The organism is Rhodopseudomonas pseudopalustris (assembly GCF_900110435.1).
GTDB classification, from domain to species: Bacteria; Pseudomonadota; Alphaproteobacteria; order Rhizobiales; family Xanthobacteraceae; genus Rhodopseudomonas; species Rhodopseudomonas pseudopalustris.
This window is the reverse complement of the sequence record NZ_FODT01000007.1, coordinates 122,813-143,508: the sequence shown is the minus strand read 5'-3', so window position 1 is coordinate 143,508 and position 20,696 is coordinate 122,813. Positions and strand designations below refer to the sequence as shown.

Genomic DNA, 20,696 nt, shown 5'->3' with positions numbered 1-20,696 from the left:
GAATTCTCCTGGGTCGCTCACGACACCGACACGGTGAACTGAAGCTGATGATGACCGGACAGCTGGATCGCGTAGAAATCCTGATCATTGTCGGGCCTGTCCTGCACCTCGATGATCGTGAATTCGTCGTTGTCCTGTTTTTCGAACCGGAAGCGGACCGGCCGCTGATCGCCTTGATCGGCGAGATAGATGTCCTCGAAAAGGTCGGCGACTTGATCGGCGGCGTCGTCCTCGTCGCGATAGTAGATTTCGTAAGTCGCGGCGATGATGCGATCTCCGACCGAAAAATCGGTGATCTTGCGGACGATGTCGGGCTGATGATCATCGTCCCGTCGCTGGAACTGGAACGTGTCGTTGCCCTCGCCGCCGGTGAACGACACCGAGGATGACCCGGCCATGAAGTCGTCGTCACCGCTACCGCCGATGAACCGTTCGAAATTGGCAAGCAGGTCCTTGCCGATTTCGATGCCTTCAGCTGTATTCTCGCCGAGATCGATGTTCACCCGCAGCGTTGCCCGCGAGTAGTCCATGGTATCGCAATCGGCCCCGCCATCGTATCGGTCGTCGACGCCATCCATCGCCGCCAGCACGCGGTCGTCGCCCGCGCCGGTGTCGACGACGTCCTCACCGGCGCCATCCGAAACCAGATCGTCACCCGAACCGCCCCGGATCGTCACCGCATCGGCGCCGGCGCTGAGATCGTCATCGCCGCTGCCGCCGATGATTTCCTCGAAGCCAGCGATCGTGTCGTGGCCGATCTCGTCGCCATCGGCCGTGCCCCGCTCCAAATCCACGGCGACGCGCGTGTTTGCGGCAGAATAGTCCAGCGTGTCGCGACCGGCATCGCCGGAATAGTCATCCGTCGCACCGTCCGCCGCGGCGACGACGTAGTCGTTGCCCGCGCCGGCGCGAACGATGTCCGCACCAAGCCCATCGATCAGCGTGTCGTTGCCGGCGCCGCCCGACAGGGTGTCGTCGCCGTCGCCCCCGGCCATCCGATCGTTGCCGTCGCCGCCGTCGAGCTCGTCGTCGCCGTCACCACCGTCGAGCGTGTCATTGCCGGCGTCGCCGTAAAGCCTGTCGTCGCCCACATCCCCGATCAGGATATCGGCCCCGGCGCCGCCGAACAGAGTGTCGTTGCCGTCCTCGCCAAACAGGATGTCGTCACCGTCCTCGCCGAACAGGCGATCGTTCCCTGCTCCGCCGAACACCACGTCGTTACCCGGGCCTGCGAAAACGATGTCGTTGCCGGCGCCCGCATAGACGATGTCATTGCCGGATCCGGCGACGATATGATCGTGGCCCTCGCCGCCGCTGATCGTATCGCTGCCCTCGCGGCCGTCGATATTATCGTCACCGGCATTGCCGATGATCGTGTCGGCGCAGCGCGTGCCCAGCAGATTGTCGTCGCCGGCGCCACCGATGATCGGCGGCGGTTCGACGACGTTGAAATGCGCGGTCTGCTTGATCAGCAGATTGCCGTCGGTGATCCAGTAGGTCAGCGTCACCTCGCCGAGCATTCCCTGATCTCGCGCGAAAACCCAGCTTCCATCGTCCGCCTGCTTCAGCGCGCCGGAACTCGACCTGACACCAAGAACACGGAGCGCATCGCCATCGGGATCGGTGGCGCCGGCGAGCAGAGCCAATACCGCAATCGTCATGCCTTCGCAGCCGACGACGTTCGACAGATAGACAGGCCCGGCGACGCGCGGCGCGCGATTGCGCTGGTTTTCGGATGTAGGCGGGTTGACCGAAGGAGGACGTTCCGGCGGCAGCCGCAGCGGGCCGTCGTTTCCGCTCCCGCGATCGCCGCTGCCACCTCCGCCGCCTCCGCCGCCTCCGCCGCCGCCAGCTCCACCGCCGCCACCTCCGGGATTGCCGGCCCGGTTGTCGTTGGGGGCACCCGGGCGGTCCCCGAACGTCGAGCGGTCGATCGTCACTGGCGGAGGCTGATCGTTTGAACTCAGCGGCGGCGCGGACGTCATCACGACAGCGCCGTCCTTCGATAGGGCGAACCGCACCGGAATGACATTGTCGGACGATTTCGGCTGAGGCCGGATACTTCCGGTCGCGAGATCATCGTCCTCGGTGGCGATGGCTTCATCGGGCTTCGGACCGGCTGCCTCGTCATCACCACCCGGCGGCTTCGGCTTGCCTTCCTCGCGCGCTTCGAGCCCCACCGGCATGAAACTCTTCAGATAGGCCGCGCAGCCGGTCAAGAACAGCAAGAAGGCGAGCGGCACCCAGCGGCGCTTGTCGGATTCTTCGCTGACAAAATCTTCGCGCGTCGGCGTCTTCGATTCAGATTGCCTGATCGGCTTGGCTGTAATCATGCCGGCCTCCGGATCAGTTCCTGCGGCTCTTCCGCCGCCGGCCGCGCCTGCGGCTGCAGGCCCGGCGTCATGATGTCCTGCTTCTTGCCGAACGCGACCATGCGTCCACCCTGGACGATCGCCACCAGATCGACCGCAACCAGGGCGCTCGGCCGATGCGCGATGACGACGGTAATGCCGCCACGCGCGCTAATTCCCTCGATCGCGGCGGTGAGCGCCGTTTCGCCCTCGCCGTCGAGATTCGAGTTCGGCTCATCCATCACCACAATGAATGGATTGCCGTATAGCGCCCGCGCCAGCGCGACGCGCTGACGCTGGCCGGCCGACAGCGATGACCCCTGCGGGCCGAGTTGGGTTCGATAACCGTCCGGCAACTTCACGATCATCTCGTGCACGCCGGCCGCCTTGGCCGCTTCCACCACCTTGCGATAGTCGGGCTGCGGCTCGAAGCGGCAGATGTTCTCTTCGATGGTCGCGTCCATCAGGCTGACTTCCTGCGGCAGATAGCCGATGTGCCGTCCGATCTCGTCCTCGCGCCACTGGCTGAGATCAGCGCCGTCAAGCCGCGCGCTGCCGCGCAGCAGTGGCCAGATCCCGGTCAGCGCGCGGACCAGGGTGGTCTTGCCGCCGGCGCTCGGGCCGATCACCCCGAGCGCCTGCCCGGCCTCGAGTTCGAAGCTGACATCGCTGAGCACGATCTGGCCGGTGCCCGGCACGGCGATCGTCGCCTTCTCCACGGTGAGGCGATTCTTCGGCGCCGGCAGTTGCATCGGTTCGTCTGCCGAAGCGAGCGCCACCACGGTGTCGCGCAGGCGGTGATAGGCCATGCGCGCTGCGATGAAGGACTTCCAGTTGCCGATTGCGAGATCGACCGGCGCCAACGCGCGCGCCGAAGCCACCGAGCAGGCGATGATCGCGCCGGCCGACAGCTCGTTCTTGATCGTGAGGTAGGCGCCAAGACCGAGCACCGCCGACTGCAGCAGCATCCGCAACACCCGCGACACCGCTGCGAAATTGCCCGTAATGTCGTTTGCCTTGGTCTGCAACTCGAGGTGCTCGCCATTGGCGATGTTGAACCGACTGACGGCACGATCTGCGAATCCCATCGCCTTCAGCACTTCAGCATTGCGCGCGTTGCAATCCGCGATGGTGTTGCGCGCCATCGCCGCCTTGCGGGTGGCGATGCTGAGGCGCTTGGTCAGGACCTCGCTGACGACCGTCATGATCGTCAGCACGAAGGCACCGGCGAAGGTGAGCGCCCCGAGCAGCGGGTGCAGGAAGTAGATGAAGACGAGATAGATCGGCATCCACGGCAGATCGAACAGCGCGGACGGACCCTGGCTGCCAAGGAATCCGCGAACCGTGTCGACGTCGCGACCGCGCTCGAGCGCTTCGGAGGTCGAGAAGCCGAACCGTGGCATGTCGATCGCGACGCGGTGCGCCAGCGGCGCGATCTTCTTGTCGAGCCGCGCGCCGACCCGCACCAGCACCTGCGACCGGATCACGTCGAAGCAGCCCTGGAAAAGGTAGAGTCCGGCTGCGAGCGCCGACAGCAGCAGCAACGTTGGAATACTGCCGCTGGTGAGCGCGCGATCGTAGATCTGCATCATGTACAGCGATCCGGTCAGCGCCAGAATATTGATCATCCCGGAGACCAGAAACAGGAAGATCGCAACGCCGCGCAAACCACGGGTCAGCTCGGCGAGATTTCGCCGCTTCGCAGACGAAAGTTCTTTCGGCTTGGCCATAATGAATCAACCCGCTTGAAACGAGGGAAGGTCTCGGTGGCTCGCGGCGCCACGCCGCGAGCCACCAAGGCGCCTACAGACCGACGTTCGACGACGTTAGATTGTGATGCCCGGCGACCTCGATCTTGAAATCGGCATCGGCATTGCCGTCGATGTTGCCGCGGATCACGGTGAAGTCGCCGTCTTCGCGGCTCTCGAAGCTGACGGCGAGCTGGCCCGCCGCAGTAAACGTCGCTCCATTGATCAGTTCGAAGCTCTGATCGCCGTTGGCGCTGGTGCTGGCGTCGATCGCCGTCAGATCGATCCGGTCGCCCGGCTCGAAATCGAGGATGGTGTCGCCGTTGGCCGCCGACGTCGAGGTGAAGCGGAAGGTGTCATTGCCAGTGCCGCCGCTGATCACGTTCACCGCGTTGCTGGCGGTGATCGTGTCGTTGCCGGAGCCGGTGTAGACGTTCTCGATGCTCCACAGCGTATCATTGCCGGTCTGCGAGCCCGAGGCGCTGCCGTGGAACAGCGGTCCCGAACCGAGGTTGACGGTGACATTGGCCGTCGCCGCCGACAGGTCGAGCGTGTCGATGCCGCTGCCACCTTCGCTGTCGTCGCCATAGTACACGTCGTTGCCGTCGCTGAGTTCGGCCACGATCAGATCGTTGCCGGCGCCGCCGAACACGATGTCGTCACCCGCGCCGGCGTTGATCAGGTCGTTGCCTTGATGACCGAAAATCCGGTCCGCTCCGGCGTCGCCGTAAATCATGTCGGCACCGTCGCCAGCGAATACCTGGTCGTTACCCGCTCCGGCGAAGATCACGTCGCGACCTGCGCCGGCGTTGACGAAGTCGTTGCCGTCACCGGCCGAGATCGCGTCGGCGCCGGCGTCGGCGGCGATCACGTCGTCATCGGCAAAGGCGACGATGTTGTCGTCGCCGGCGCCGCCGACGAGCACGTCGGGCTGCGGCGTTCCCGTGCGGATCACGCCCCCGACCGGCGGCGTCGTCCCATCGCCCTCACCATTGGCGGGTGGAGTATCGTCGTCATCATCGTCATCACCACCGGCGGTACCGTCACCATCGTCATCGTCATCGTCGGTCGGCGGGTCGCCATTTCCCACCGGCGTGCCGTCTCCCTCTCCCTCTCCCTCTCCCTCGTTTTCATTCTGGTCGATCGGATCAGTCTGGAACATGTGCTCCGGAAGACCGGTCATGCCGGTGTTGCGGGTGACGATGTCGGCGAATTGCTGGCCGTCGATGAAGTTCTCGTAGAAGTCGAAATTATCGAACCGCGAGATGTAATAGAACCGATCGCCGTCCTGCAGCCGCTCGAATTGCTCACTCAGCACTACCCAGAAGGTCTCACCGACCAGGCCGCCATTGATGTGCTTTTCGGCCAGGCCGCCGACCCAAAGATCGAGCCGGTCGATGCCGCTGACGATCCCGGTGCCGTCATTCTGCATTGCGATCGCGATGTCGGGATTGACCTCGCGGAAGGCGGCAATATCAGCGGCCGCCAGTGTCAGGTCAGGATAGGCCTGCTTGAACTGGGCGATCACCGCATTATTGAGATCGTTGCGTTGCTGGAAGTCCTCCCAAGAGCTGTACGGCGTGAGATCGCTGCCGGCGAAGCCGACAGATTCGGCGACGTAGGGGTTTGTCGATGCGGCGAGGTCACGCCGCACCTGGTTCAGCGTGCCGAGACCGAGGTCCCAACCGCGGGCGACGTTGAAGGCGAACAGATCGGCGTTGATCCGCACCAGATCGTTGCGCACGGCGTCGACGATGTTGAAGTCGACGTCCTCGGCCGGTTGGCTGACGGTGCCTCCGATGATGGCGTTGACGCCGTGCTGCGCATAGCCCGGCTGCGGCGTGTAGCCCGGGGGCAGCGGATTCGGGAACGCCGACGGGTCGTTGCTCGGATTGAGGAAGGCGTCGAACAGGTTGACCTGAGTCGGATTGCCGTTCGCATCGAGCACCGTCATGGTCTGGCCGATCAGCGAATGGCCGAAGCGGAACACTGCGCCGGCGAATTCGTGCGAGATGCCGGCGTTGGCGTTCGGATCGTACTCCTCGAAACCGTGAGTGCCCTGGCTGCGCAGACCGCCAAGCAACGTCTCCAGATACTCGTCAAAGACGACGCGCTGATACTCCGCCTCGTTGATCATCTTGGCGGCTTGGAACAGCTCCTCGGCCGTGCCCTGGAACCCGGCGGCGGCAAGCCCCTCGACATGGTGGTTGTGGTTGCGGGCCCAGATGGTGTGGATCGAGGTCAGCGCGAAATTCTCGTTGGTCCGGCCGTCGCCGGAGACATAGTGATCCAGCACGTTGATGAACGGGTTGGCGTCCAGCAACAGCGCATGGTTGGTGCCCATGAAGTTCGAGATCATGGACGGCAGCAACGCTTGATTGATCACGCCGTTCTGGCCGACAAGGCCCACGAAATAATCCCGGAACGCGACCGAGCCGCCCTGCAGACTCGATGAATGGAACACGGTGTTGTTCTGCCAATGCTCCGTGATCAGTTCGCGCAGCGTCGGCAGTAAAGCGAATTCCGGATTCGACGGATCAGGCGCGCCGGCGAACAGATGCGCGCCGAGGCCGCCATTGTCATCGCCTGCGCGCAGGAACTGGCCGACCAGATCGTTGGAGCCGTAGGCCTGGTTCTGGTCGACATAGGGCGAGGTGCGGTTGATGTGCTGCGGCACGCCGTTCGCGTCGTAAGACGCGACACTGCCGCGGGTGAGGTCGGCTGGGTTGCCCGATCCCGGTGCGCCGCCGCCCAGCGCCCCGATCTGGATCGTGCCGTTGCCACCCTTTCCGAGGAAGTCGAGGCCGTGGTCGATATACTGCCCCATCGCCATGAAGAAGATGTTGGCGTCGTTACCGGCGTTCGGCAGCCCCGCTTCCTGACCGCCGAGGACATTGCTGATAGTGCGCGGGTCGAGTCCGTCGAACACTGGATTGATCGCAAGATTGCCGTTGGCGTCCGCCTCACCATAATGGGGATTGGTGATCCGAATGAACGGCTGGTCTGCAGAGCCCCAATTCGGGTTGGCAACGTTGTTGTTGTGGCCGGACAGGTCGCGAACGCCCGTGGCGCCATCGTCGTCGTCGCCCACCGGCCGCTGGCCGTTGACCAGCGCCTTCAATCCGGCGAGATCGCTCGCGGTGTACTCGAACGCTCCGGTGACGCCTTCGCCGTTACCGCCCGGCGCCGAACCATTCTGAAATTGCGGCGGCACCGCGCCGGTGAATGTGATGGAGTGCGCGCCGTTCGACAGGGTCTTGGTGCCGTTGCCATTGTCCGCCAGCACATAGTTGGCAAGGCTTGTCCCCGGCGCCAGCTCGACCACATCCTGCGGGCGCAGATTGCCGACGATAGTGTCGTTGCCCCCGTTGGAGCGGAACAGGATACGATGGGCAGATTGCAGCGTAGAGACGTCGACGGTGTCGTTTCCGCCGTCGCCGTTGATCGTGATGGTGTTGAAGTTCAGGCTGGTGGGGTCGAAATCTCCGACCGCCGTCACAGTGTCGCTGCCGGCGCCGGTGTTGATAGTGATTTCCTCGATGTTGTCGAGCTCGGCGATCACCGTGCCGTTGCGGGTGATGACGATCTCGGTGCCGGGCTTCAGACCAGTGAACCCCGCCGCCAGGGCGGCAGACGCAGCATAGACCACAAAGGCCTCTTCAGAGCCCGAGCCATTCACCACGAAGCGGTCAAGCGTGCCCGCGCCGCCATCGACGAAGTCGCGGCCGTCATTGGCGATGTCAACGCCGCCAATCGAAGTCGCCGTCCAGTTGATGGTGTCGTCGCCGGCTCCGGCGAAGATCAGGTCGTTGCTGCCGGCGCCTTCCAGGATGTTCGCAGCGCCGTCGCCGACCAGGATGTCGACGCCATTATTGCCGTTGATTGCACCAGTGGTGTCGCGCACCACCTGAACACTCGCGGGGTCGGTCGCGAAGCCATCGCTGACCGTGTAGTTGAAGGATCCGCCGTTGATCGTGCCGGTATCGGTGATGGTGACCGGACCGCCGGCGGGGCGTGTCGCGGTGAGGTTGTTGGCGCCGTTCACGACGGTGATCGCGAACGGGCTGTCGGCGTCGGTGTCATTCGCCGTCAACGCCCAGTCCGGAATTTGGAAAGCCACCCCGTTGCCATTGTTGGTCACGATACGGTCGTTGACCGCGTTCGGCGCATCGTTGACGCTGATCACCTGGATGGTCGAGGTGGCGATGTTGCTATCGACGAGGCCGTCATTGACGGTGACCTGGATGATGCGGTCATCGACGCTCGGCGACTGCGACGTGGTGCGGAACGTGATCGCCTGGATCGCGTCCTGATAGGAGGCCCGGGAGGCCGCGCCCGTCAACGTGACAGTGATCCGCCCGTCGACCGAGGTGTCGATCGCGCCGGCAATGCCGGCCGGGAGCCCACCGACGACAAGTTGATCGCCGGCCGACGCGTTGGTGAGGACGATCCGCGCCGATGCCATCGTCGCCGAATCGTCGGCGATGTTGGGCAACGAGGCGATCGGCGTCGCCGGGCCGTCCTCCGTGAAGGTGGCTCCGACATCGATCGTCGGGGTTGCCGCAGGCACCGTGACCACGACCGACAGATTATCGATGTTCACTGTCTCGTTGGCGGCGTTCAAGCTGGTGACTTCGAAGCGGATCGCCGAATTCGCCGTGAACGGGCCGGTCAGATCGAAGCTGCGCGTGGTGTTTCCGCCGTTGCCTACGATGGTGTCGAGCTGATTGAAGACGACGCCGTCTGCCGAGTACAAGACTCGGACGAGTTCACCGCCGTCAAGATTGTTGGGGTCGGCATCAAAACTCAAACGTGCCGAAGTCACGCCCGCGAGGTTGATCGTGCGCTGGATCTGCGCTCCGTTGCCTTGATCGAACTGCAGCACACCACCGGTAATTCGGATCTGGCCCGCCGCGGCGGTCGCGCTGTTGTCATCGCCGGTTTCGACCCAGCCTGAGCCCCAGACGCGATTGCCCGTCGAATTCGTATAATTGGCGGCATCGAAATTGTCCGCCACGGTCAGGGAATCGAAGCCGTTGAGCCGAAGCTCCGGCGGCGTCAGCGTGAAATCGCCGTCGGCGAAGCGCAGCACCTCGAAGTTGCGCAGCGTGTCGACGCCGTCGGAGACGATATTGCGGCCGTTCGCTGGATCGATCACGTTCGACACCGTCACGTGCTCGACGCGGATGCTGCCGTCGGCATTGCCGCTGATCACATAGTTGGCGCGAATGTCGTTGAACACCGCGATATCGGTGTCGCCGGCACCGTCGTCCTCGATGATTTCGCGCACGATGTAAAGCTGGTTCGGCACGATGGTGCGCGCGATCATCAGCTCGAACAGGCTCTTGCCGACCCAGCTCGGGTCCGCCGCGTCGGCGGCGGTGAAGACGTGCTTCAGGCTATCGACGGTCGCGATCTGGTTGTCGGCGGTGTTGGCCTCGCCGGCACCGGTGATGCGGATGCGGACGTTGAGCCATCGGTCGCCGTCGAGAATGTCGTCGCCGCCATTGCCTTCGATCACGTCGCTGCCGCCGCCGCCGAACAAAACGTTACCGCTCTCGAAGAGCCCGGTCTGTCCGACCTGCACGATCTGATCGAGGCCGGCGATGCGGTCGAGGCCGGCCTGGTCGAGGCCGTCGTTGAAGAACACGCCTTCCGTGGTAGCGGTGATATCACCGGCGGCGATGTCGCCGAACACCCGGCTGTCACCGATCAGAGTGTCGTTATTGTCCCAACCGGACAGCGCTTCGACTTTGTCGAACCGGTTTCGCAGAATGTCGGCCTGATCGGTGGTGAAGATCGGGATGTTCATGTCGGCATAGCCGTCGAGGCTCATGCCCTTGAAGATCGCCCAGTCGAAGCCGAACATGCCCTCGTTGCGCATCACGCTTTCGCCCTGGACCATGATGTCGTCGCCGGATTCGGCGTCGAAATCGTGCTCCTCCGAGCCGGCGAACATCACGTCGTGGCCCTTGATGGCGGAGTTGAAGAACAGTTCCGAATTGTCGCCCGCGGTGGTGTCGAAGCCGCCGCCGGCCTCCATCCAGTCGTCGCCCTCGTTGCCGAGCAGGAAGTCGACGCCGTCGCCGCCGAGCACGAAGTCGTCGCCTTCGCCGGCGAACACTTCGGTGTCGTCGACGCCGACGAAGACAACGTCCTTGCCGGAGCCGCCCATCAGAATGTCGATGCCGTTGGAATTGGCGATGACGTCGTCGCCCTCGTCGCCCTTCAGGAAGTCGCCGGTGTCGCCGGAGTCGGTGATGATGTCGTTGCCGGCGCCGCCATTGACGAGATCGACGCCAGCGCCGGATTCGATTCGGTCATCACCGGCATCACCCCAGATGCCGTCGTCGCCGAAATCGGTAATGATCGTATCGTCGCCATCGGTGCCGCCGACCACGATGTGCTCGCCGCCGCTGAACCGGATGTAGTTTGCGTCGGGACCGGCCGTGCCGGGATCATTGCGGATGACCTTGCCGAGCCCGAGCGCTTCCAGGAACGGGTCGGCGCCTTGCGGGTCCTTGCCCGGCGCCGCGCCGTTGTAGTCAGCCTGGTTGGACTCGTCGACTTCCAGAACGTAGTCGTAGTTGGCGAAGGAATCGACGCCGATGTGACGCGGAACGATGTCGTCGGCGGTGCCGCGAATGCCGTCCGGGCCCGGCTGCGCCAGATCGGTGTTCGCCATGATCAGCTTGGCGAACGAATTCTGCTCCAGCATGTTGAGGAAGTTCTGTCCCTGGGTTCGGGTCAGATAGTAGAAACGGTCGCCGTCCTGCAGGTTCTCGAGCTGCAGTTCGAAGATGGCGTTGAAGGTCGAGCCCAGCATGCCGCCGAACGGCATCTTCTTCTCGGCCAGACCGCCGATCCACAGGTCGATCCGGTTGAGGCCGGTCTCCACACCGGCCCAGGCACCGGTGCCGGTGAGAAACGCGGTCCGGTCGGCGGCCACCGTCGCGTCGCCGTTCTGATCGACGCCGAACACCAGCTCCATCGCGGCCATGCGCTTGGCTTCGAGCGTGGTGGCGCCGACGATCGTCGCATGCGTGCCGTAGGCGGCGACGAAATTGACGATCGAGGCCGGATTCTTCAGGTTGGTGGCGAGGTCGACCCAATGGTCGTAGGGCTTGAGGAAGGTCGATCCGCTCGCCGCGTAAAGTTGCGTCCGGGTCTCATTCAGCGATGGCATGCCGGTGTCGCGGCCGCGCGCGATGTTGATCGCGGCGAGATCGAGCGGCAGGCCGAGCAGATTGTTGCGCAGCGCGTCGACGACGAATTCGTCGATTTCGTTGCCGCGCTCGATGGTCATGCCACGCACGATCGCAGCGGCGCCGGCGTCGTGCGAGATGGCGCCGTCATTGTCGAACAGGACCGGGTTGAGGAAGGATTCGACCAGACCGAGTTCGCTGTCCATCGGATTGCCGTTGGCGTCGAGCCGCGGCATTCCTTCAGTCAGCATCGAATGGCCGAAGCGATACACCGTGTTGGCGAATTCCGAGAAGATCGCCGGATTGATGTCGGTGACCGAATTGAACACGAAGGGATCGATCGCCGGCTGAATCTTGCGGGCGAACTCTTCGAACACCAGGTGCTGGTACTGCATTTCGGTGGCGAAGCGCGCCCCTTGGAAAAGCCGCTCGCCGTCCCAGTTCAGGCTGTTGGCGTAGTCCAATTGTTGCAGCGCATTCATCGTTCCGAAGCCGGGATCGAGCGCGCCGATATCCGTCGCCAGCCACTCGTTGATAAACGCGATGTCGCCGGAGTTCAGGATCGTCAGCTTCTGGCTGTCGACCTGGCGGTTGTGCTCGGAATGGAAGATGTGGTGCACCGCGGTGAGGCCGATGTTCTCGTTGCCGCGGCCGTCCCCGGTGATGTAGTGACGGTCGAGCAGCTCGTCGTCGTATTCGAGCCTCTGGCCAGTGAGCGGATTGATCGCGACGTCGTTTCCGGTCGCGGAATCGGTATCGGGTGTGAGGACGCCATCGACCACGACCGGCGCCGCATTGTGCGCGATGTCGTCGAGGAAAGCGTGACTGGTGCGCACCGGGCCCGCGCCATTGTTCAACGTCGCGAGATTGAGGGGCGCCAGGTTGGTACCGCTGGCGACGAGGTCATCGGCGGTGTTCGGAATCCCGTCGCCCCCGAGACCGATGATCACCTGCGCAAAGCCATTGGCGTCACGAATAAACTCACCATAGGCATCGGTGCGCAGCAGCGGCACGTTGAGGACGTCGAGATCGGACAGCACGATGCCGAGCATGTTCTGCGCCTGCGCCTTGACGTCGGCCCAGGTTGCGAGGCCGCCTTCCGCGCCGCCCAGCAATTTGCCGGTCGCCATCGGAACGCCGCCGACCATTTTGTACTCGCGCAGGAACACCTGGTGCGAGGCATGCGAGGTGTAGGTCTGGTTCTGGTCGACGAATGGCGTCGTCGTGTTGACTTGCGACCCGTCGGCTGCGGGCGTCGCGCGGGTCAGCGCCATGAACGCCATCTGCCCGGGGACTTCATCGCCGGTTCCTGCGATGCCATCCGGACCATGAGTGCGGAGCGGATCGTCGGCGGCCAGTGGAACATAGACGGTGCCGGCGCCGCCCTTGCTGATCAGGTCCAAGCCGTGATCGAAGAACTGGCCGAAGAAAGTCATCCAGGCATTGAACGGCGCGGAGAGGCCTTCGTCGGGCGCGACGTTCGGAACGTCGATCGAACCGTTGGTGACCGTGACGCCCTTCTGTTCGAGAATCGTGTCGAGTTCGAGTTGCAATGCAGCATGATCGCCGAGCGGGTCGGCGTCGCGCGCCGCTTTCAGCGCCAGAAAGGCGGCGGTGATCTCGCTTTGGTCGGCAAGAACGTCCTCCGAGCCGGCGAAGGTGAGCGCGGCAATGATGGCCGCCGGATTGTTCAAGCTCATGTCGACGATGAGATTGGACACGGTGCGGGGCGCGGTGTCGACAATGGTGCCGGGAGCTGCGTAGTTTCCGCCAGTCACCACGCCGCCCGGCGCCGGGCCGTTGAGATCGATCGAGCCGGTCCCTGTCGTATAGCTCGCCGTTAGCAGGCGCGGCATTGACTGGTCAGCGGCGCCCCATTGCTCGCGTCCCGGGACGATGTTGTTATCCTGACCGTCCACCGTCCGAAGCCCGACCGGCACTTTCGGATCGGCGACGGCGAGCAATGCGCCTGGCGTACCTGCCGGAACGACGTTGCCGAGCGCGTCGACGTAGATGCTGGTGAGCGGCGCGCCCGCCGCGTGGGCTTCTGCGACCTTGATTTGACGGAGAATGAAAGCGAGATCAGCCTGATTGAGCGTAAATGCAGCCATTTTCCGTCTCCCTGCGTGGATTTGTTGCCCTGACCCGAACGGCGGCCAGGCTTCGGATTAATGCTACGTTAAGCATTCGCGGGACCGACTCGGGACCGCGCAAGGTCTGATCAGCAGTCGGACCAAGGCCACACGCGGTATTCGGCCTTGGTCCCGGACTTTGGTCTGATAGCTGCGCGCTATTCGGTGGAGCGAAGACAACCCGGAGTGATCGATCCGCGGTGGAAGAGGTGTTGCGAGGTCTACGAGCGGCGGCTTCGATAGATCGTTGGGAATGAAGCGTGCACCGGGGTGTTAATATGTTTCGAACAAAGTTTTCGGACCTCGACAAGGCGCCGATTTCATCGTTCTCCGGCAGTGAATTGGGACTTCGGTTGATGCAGCCGCTTCATCGCATCCGGTCGATTTGGCGCCGCGCGACCTTGCTCCAGCAATTCCTGGCCGCTGCAACCGTCACGATCTGTGTGTCGATGGCCGTCCTGACCTATTCGGTCTCGACCCGGCTTGAGTCGAGCATAATGCAAGCAGCCGCGGAGGAAGGCGCGTTGTTGGTCGGCCACTTCATCGGCCCGCACGTGCAGGAATTGGCTTCTTCCGACGTCTTGTCGCCGCAGAACGTCGAAAGGCTCGACGCGATGCTGCAGACCGTGCTCAACGAGCGCGTCAAGGTCATCAAGATCTGGATGAAGGACGGCAGGCTGGTCTATGCGACCAACAACAAATTGATCGGCGAGAAATTCCCGTCCGATCACCTCGACAAGGCGTTCGGCGGCCGCGTATCAGGCTCGTTCGACGATCTCGATGACGATGAAAACACTTATGAGCGCGAATTGAAGGTTCCGCTGATCGAAATCTATGCGCCATTCTATCGAACAGGAACCAGAGAAGTCATCGCGGTCGGAGAGGTCTACAACGATGGCTCGCGTCTTCTAGGAGAGTTGTCGCATATCCGCACCGTAACTGCAGGCATCGTCGGGGCGGTCACGGCACCGATGATGCTGCTGCTGTTCCTGATCGTCCGGCGAGCGAGTGCAATCGTGGCGGCACACGGCGCAGCGTTGTCGCGAAAAGTGGACGAGGCCAAGGCACTGGCGGACCAGAATGATCAATTGCGGCGCGAGGCCGACGAGGCCCGTCTGGATGCTATCCAATCCAACGAGGGCCTGCTCGGTCAGATCGGGCAGGACTTGCATGATGGCCCGATCCAGCTCCTCAGCATCCTGACGCTCAAACTGTCGGAGATGAAGCCGGCGGATAGCGGAAGCACCGCGCTTCCCATGGTGACCGGCAGTGCGACCGGCGGTCTTGCCGACCTCACCGCGGCCGCACTGTCCGATTTGCGCGACCTCTCTATTGGTCTCGTCTTGCCGCAGTTGGAGGGGCTCAACGCCCGAGAGACGCTCTTGCTGGCCGTGCGTCAGCACGAAGCTCTGACGGGAACGCGTGTCCTCACCGAGATCGGCGACCTCACTTTCTTCCCCCCGCCTCCCCTGAGAACCTGCCTGTTTCGGATCGTTCAGGAAGGCCTGAACAACGCTTATTACTACGCCAGCGGACAGGGCCAGCACGTGTCGGCGAGCGGGAGCGCCGGCCAGATCACGATCGTTGTCCGCGACAGCGGCAGCGCCGATGCACCGGCGAGTCCCCGCCTACGCAAGACCGGCCTGGGTTTGCCGGGCCTGCACCGAAGGGTCCAAGGGTTCCGCGGCTCGCTTGAGATCGCACAATTGTCGCCGGGAACCGAACTTCGGGCAACCTTGCCGATGGGCGATCCGGCCGGCGGTTAACGGTAGTGATCGACCACACAACTCTCCTGACCGAATACTTTATTGAATTGCGGCAATAATTCTATCAAATTGTGGTGGGGTCGCCGCTCTGGCCTCAGATGTGATTGAACCTTTTAGGGAGATCCGCTGACCTTTGTGAATAGACCAGGGCATTTTAGAGCCGGATTGATGGAGTGGATTTATGAGTAGGGTCTCGGTTGCCCTCGTTGATGACCATCCGTTGATGATCGAAGCGGTTTTCTCCCTCCTTTCCCGAATTGATTCATTTGAAGTGGTGGCGACCGGAACCAGCGCGAAGGACGTGGTCGACATCGGAACACTACTCCGACCGGAAATCATGATCGTCGACTTGGGGCTCCCCGGCGACGTCTACGCGGCGATTGCGAGCGTCGCCTCGAACTCCTGCGGGACCAAACTCGTCGCCTTCACGGCTTCGACCGGCGTCGACACCGCCATTCGCGCCCTCGACAGCGGGGCGAGCGGATACGTGCTCAAAGGTAGCAGCCCGGACGAGCTGCTGGATGCGATCGCCTCGGTGCGATCCGGGGAAACCTACATCACGCGCAACTTCGCCACCCAAGTGATCTCGGCGCTGCGCGATGCGACTATCCGGCGCCGTGCCGCCATGGCGGTCAAGCTGAGCATCCGCGAGGAACAGATCGTGCGGCTGTTGCTGAAGGGCAAGACCAACAAGGAAATCGCCCACGCGATCAGTATCAGCGAGAAGACGGTCAAGCACTACATGACGATCCTCATGCAGAAGTTGCAGGTGCGCAATCGGCTCGAGGTCGTGATCGCCGCGCAGAGGCTGGATGCAGAGCGGCAACTGCCTCGGCTGCATTCCTGAGATGGAAGCCCGTCATACGTGCTCCAAATAGCCCCTGTGAATCGACACGGTCGTCTTGGTCGCGTCGAACTTCACGCGCAAGATGCTTGGAGAAGCGATACCGACAATCACACCCTACCGATCGCCGTATCGCGGGTGTCTTTCGCGCCCCAGCGCGCTCATCCTGACGCGGTCACCGATATTCAGTGACGCCCCCTGGAGGTTGTTGGAGATTGGCCTGCCCATTCGATCGACTTTCATCTTCGGCGGCGGCTCGCTGATTGGGAGGCATAAGATTTCGCGAGTTGGAACGTTCGAAGTTGGTACGTCTAACGTTCGACCATCCGGTCATCGATTGTCTGGCTGGTGATCAGCGGATCGTCGGCCTCTCGAGATGGTCGGCAGGGAAGTCGTCAGTGACCGGAACGTGCTCTTGAGGTTTTCCCATCCGGATACGGTCTCCGTCCCATCGAGCGACCGCCGAAACCAGAGCGCATAGAGCGCCGGCAGGAACAGCAGCGTCAGAGCGGTGGCGACCAGCAGGCCGCCCATGATGGCGACGGCCATCGGGCCCCAGAAGCTCGATCGCGACAACGGGATCATGGCCAGCACGGCGGCTAGCGAGGTCAGCACCACCGGCCTCGCGCGGCGCACCGTCGCATCGATGATCGCCACCCGGCGCGGATGGCCGGCCGCCACATCATGCTCGATCTGATCGACCAGAATGACGGCGTTGCGGATGATCATTCCGGCCAGGGCGATCAGGCCGAGCAGCGCCACGAAGCCGAACGGCTTGCCCGAGACCAGCAGTCCGAGGCAGGCCCCGATCAGACCGAGCGGCGCCGTCAGCAGTACCAACGCCAACCGCGAGAAGCTCTGCAGTTGCACCATCAGGACCGTGAGCATGATCACCAGCATCATCGGCATCACCGCAACCAGCGCGCCATTGGCCCTGCCGGAGTCCTCGATCGCGCCGCCCAGCTCGATCCGGTAGCCCTCCGGCAGACGTTGGCGCAGGTCGCCGAGCGTCGCCCAAACCGCGGCGGAGACATCGGGCGCCTGCACGCCGTCGCGAACGTCGGTACGCACCGTGATCACCATGTCGCGGTTGCGACGCCATTGGATCGCTTCTTCGTGGCCCTGCTCGATGCGGGCGACCTGCGACAACGGCACCGGAACGCCGTTGCGCGACAGCACCGTGAGATCGCCGATGGCGCCGATATCGCCGCGCTGCGACGCCACCGCGCGGGCCACCACCGCAACCTTTTCGGTGCGATCGCGGACGGTGGTCACCGTGGAGCCGGTCACCAGCGTCTGCAACGTCTGCGCGACCGTCTGGGGATCGAGCCCGAGCGCGCGTGCGCGGTCTTGATCGACGACCAGCCGGATCGAGGGCATCTGTTCGTTCCAATCGAGTTGCGGCTCGATGGCGTTCGGATTGGCCCTCAGGATATCCCGAACCTGATAGGCGATGCCGCGCACAGTGTTGGGATCGGCGCCGATGACCCGGAACTGGACCGGAAATTCAATCGGCGGCCCATATCTGAGCCGATTGACGCGCACGCGGGCATCGGGAATTGCTCCATCGGCCACCGCGTGCTCGATCTTGGCCTTGATACGCTCTCGCGCCTCGCCGCTTCTGGCGACGACCACGATCTCCGCATAAGCCTCGTTTGGCAGCGCAGGATTGAAATTGAGCAGGAAACGGGGCGGCCCCTTCCCGATAAAGCTGGCCCAGGTCGCGGCGTCGTCGTCGCCGGCGAGGAGTGCTTCAGCCCGCTTCGCCGCCTCGATCGTGGCGCCGATCGCGCTGCCTTCCGGCAGCCGGAGCTGGACAAACAGCTCGGGCCGATCCGACGCCGGGAAAAACTGCTTCGATACCTTGCCGAAGCCGATGACGGATAGCGCGAACATAGCAAAGGTCGCCACCACGACCTTGATCCGATGCTGCACGCACCAGCTGACGACGCTGCGCAGCCGGCGATAAATGCCGGTCTGGTAGATCGCGCCGGGATCGCCGGCATGGGTCGTTTTGAGGGTCGGCAACAGCTTGAAGCCGAGATACGGCGTGAAGATCACGGCGACCACCCAGGACGCGATCAGCGCAATAGCGACCACCCAGAAAATGCTGCCGGCGTATTCCGCGGTGCCGCTGGCCGCAAACCCGACCGGAACGAACCCGGCGGCCGTGACCAAGGTCCCGGTCAGCATCGGAAACGCGGTGGATTGCCAAGCGAAGGCGGCCGCCTCCGCGCGACCAACTCCCTGCTCCATCTTCACCACCATCATCTCGACCGCAATGATGGCGTCGTCGACCAACAGGCCGAGCGCGATGATCAGCGCGCCGAGCGAGATCCGGTGCAGGTCGATGCCGATCATCAGCATGATGCTGAACACGACCCCGAGCACCAACGGCACCGAGGCCGCCACCACGATGCCGGTGCGCCAGCCGAGCGACAGGAAGCTGACGATCAGCACGATCGCGAGTGCTTCGACGAACGAGCGCATGAAGTCGTCGACCGCCTCGGCGACCACCGCGGGCTGGTTGGCCATCCGCTCGAAGACGAGACCGACCGGCGTCGCTCGGTCGACCTCGGTCATCACCGCTTCGACGTCGCCGCCGAGTTTGAGGATGTTGGCGCCTTTCTGCATGACGATTCCGAGCGCCAGCGCCGGGACGCCGCGATGACGCGCCAGAAACTCCGGTGGATCGATGAAGCCCCGGCTCACCGTGGCGATATCGCCCAGCCGGATCACCGCGCCATTGGCGGCGACCGGCGTTTCCTCGACGGCCTTCACGCCGTCGAACGCGCCGGTGACGCGCAGCGGAATCCGCGTCGAAGCGGTTTGCATCATCCCCGCTAACGACAATGCGTTCTGTCTGGCGAGGCTGTCGAAGATCGCCTGGGGCGCGATTCCGAGATTGGCGAGCTTGACGTGGTCGAAATCGACGAAGATCCGCTCGTCCTGCGTCCCATAGATCGTCACCTTGGAGACGTTGTTCACCTTGAGCAGGCGCTGCCGGGCAGCCTCGGCGACGCGCTTGAGCGTAGCGTAGTCGGCGCTCTCCGATCTCAGCATGTACACGATGGAATCGACGTCGCCATATTCGTCGTTGACGTTCGGCCCGATCACCCCATCCGGCAGGTCGGGCTTCAGGTCGACCATCTTCTTGCGCACCAGATAGAACAGCCACGGCACCTGACCGGGCGGCGTGGTGTCGCGGAACTCCATTTGCGCAGCGACGAAGCCTGGCTTGGAATAAGTCGTCACCTTGTAGAACGACGGAAGTTCCTGCAGTTTCTTTTCGATCCGGTCGGCGACCTGGAACTGCATCTCTTCCGCGGTGGCGCCCGGCCACGCTGCCGTCACCACCGCGACCTTGATGGTGTAGGACGGATCCTCGGCGCGTCCGAGATTGCGGTAGGACAGCGTCCCCGCGACACCGATCATCAGGATCAGGAACAGGATCAGGGTGGGATGGGCTACAGCCCAGGCGGAGAGATTGAAGCGATGCATCACGGCCTCCGCGGATCAAAAGGCAAGCGCGGAGATCGGACGGACAGTCAGACCAGGGTCGAGCTTTTCGACCCCGAGCTGCACCACCGTCTCGCCTTCGGAAACCCCCGCCGTGATCAGCACGCTGCGGTCGTCATAGCGGGCGGTCGTCACCCGGCGCGGCGTCAACTTGCCGTCCTGATCGACAACCCAGACCGACGGACCCTGGCCGTGATTGAACAGCGCAGTGAGCGGCAATCGCGCCGCACGCACTCCGATCGACTCGCTCAGTGTCAACGTCGCGCTCATACCGAGCCGCACGGCCTGGTCGACATCCAGGATACTGTAGCGGGCAGCATAGGTGCGGGTCGCCGGGTCGGCCGCGAGCGCCAGTTCGCGCAATCGCACCCGGTAGGTTCGATCCGGCAGCGACCAGAGCGAAAGGCTGGGGATCGCGCTTTTTGCCTGCTCGACGAAAGTTTCCGGCAGTGCCACCAGCGCTTCCATCTCGGTCAGTCGCGCAAGGCGAACAGCGACCTGGCCGGGCGCGACCACTTGGCCCGGCTCGACCGGCGTCGCGGTGATGACGCCGTCGGCGTCGGCTTCGAGGGTTGCGTAGTCGAGCGCGTGAGCGGCAAGGTCCACCGAGCGCTGCGCTCGGGTCAGCCGGCTTCGGGCCTCCTCGGCTGCAGCACGGCCCTTTTCGAGGGTAGCCGCGGCCGCCCAGCCTTTACTTTGCAGCTCGGTGACGCGCTTTTCGTCCGCTTCGGCCTGCGCCAGACTGGTGGTCGCGGCCCTCACCTCGGCTTGGGCCTGCTCGCGTTGCAGCTCGAGGTCGTTGGTATCGAGAACCAGCAGGGCTTGCCCCTTGCGTACCAGGTCGCCATTTCGGACCATCCGCCGTGCGACTTTGCCGGCGACGCGAAAGCCGAGGTCGCTTTCGATGCTGGGGCGGACCGTCGCGGCGAAATTGCGCGTTCTGGTATCGTCCTCGAAGCGGACTGCTGTGACCAGCACCGGGCGATCCGTCATGCGGGTTGGCGCGTCCTTGCGCTCGGCTTTAGGGCTGGCGGGGTCGCAGGCCGCAAGCGCAAGCCCAAGCGCCATAACGATGATGAGCGTATTTCCGAAGAGGAGAGCCTTGTTCATCGCCCTTGGCCTTGATGGAGA

General features: G+C 63.6%; 7 protein-coding genes. 2 read left to right on the top strand and 5 right to left on the bottom strand.

What is annotated here, in order from left to right; translation table 11 throughout:
* Positions 1–17: 17 nt before the first annotated feature.
* The 3 genes from BMY71_RS15090 to BMY71_RS15080 form a co-directional block, all read right to left on the bottom strand.
* Positions 18–2,333: a calcium-binding protein gene (locus tag BMY71_RS15090; protein ID WP_092684781.1), complete on the bottom strand. Its 2,316-nt coding sequence runs from the start codon at positions 2,331–2,333 to the stop codon at positions 18–20.
* Complete coding sequence (locus BMY71_RS15085) at positions 2,330–4,081, bottom strand: type I secretion system permease/ATPase (protein WP_092684779.1); 1,752 nt, start codon at positions 4,079–4,081, stop codon at positions 2,330–2,332. The genes BMY71_RS15090 and BMY71_RS15085 overlap by 4 nt, the downstream gene beginning before the upstream one ends.
* Before the next feature lie 73 nt (positions 4,082–4,154).
* Positions 4,155–13,415, bottom strand: a complete 9,261-nt coding sequence (locus BMY71_RS15080; RefSeq protein WP_092684777.1) for a peroxidase family protein — start codon at positions 13,413–13,415, stop codon at positions 4,155–4,157.
* 299 nt (positions 13,416–13,714) lie between these two features.
* On the opposite strand from BMY71_RS15080, the gene BMY71_RS15075 reads away from it, so the two are divergent.
* The gene (locus tag BMY71_RS15075) at positions 13,715–15,202 is read left to right on the top strand and encodes a sensor histidine kinase (RefSeq protein ID WP_244526066.1); all 1,488 of its coding nucleotides are present in this window, start codon (positions 13,715–13,717) and stop codon (positions 15,200–15,202) included.
* Positions 15,203–15,383: 181 nt separating this feature from the next.
* A complete protein-coding gene (locus BMY71_RS15070) occupies positions 15,384–16,049 on the top strand; it encodes a LuxR C-terminal-related transcriptional regulator (RefSeq protein ID WP_011501979.1) in 666 nt (221 codons plus the stop codon).
* Between the two features lie 327 nt (positions 16,050–16,376).
* Here the strand turns inward: BMY71_RS15070 and BMY71_RS15060 are convergent, their stop codons facing one another.
* Both BMY71_RS15060 and BMY71_RS15055 read right to left on the bottom strand, forming a co-directional pair.
* Entirely contained in the window at positions 16,377–19,547 is a 3,171-nt protein-coding gene (locus BMY71_RS15060) for an efflux RND transporter permease subunit (RefSeq protein ID WP_092684775.1), read from the bottom strand.
* A 15-nt stretch (positions 19,548–19,562) separates the two neighbouring features.
* Positions 19,563–20,675: an efflux RND transporter periplasmic adaptor subunit gene (locus BMY71_RS15055; RefSeq protein WP_041805207.1), complete on the bottom strand. Its 1,113-nt coding sequence runs from the start codon at positions 20,673–20,675 to the stop codon at positions 19,563–19,565.
* Positions 20,676–20,696 lie beyond the last annotated feature (21 nt).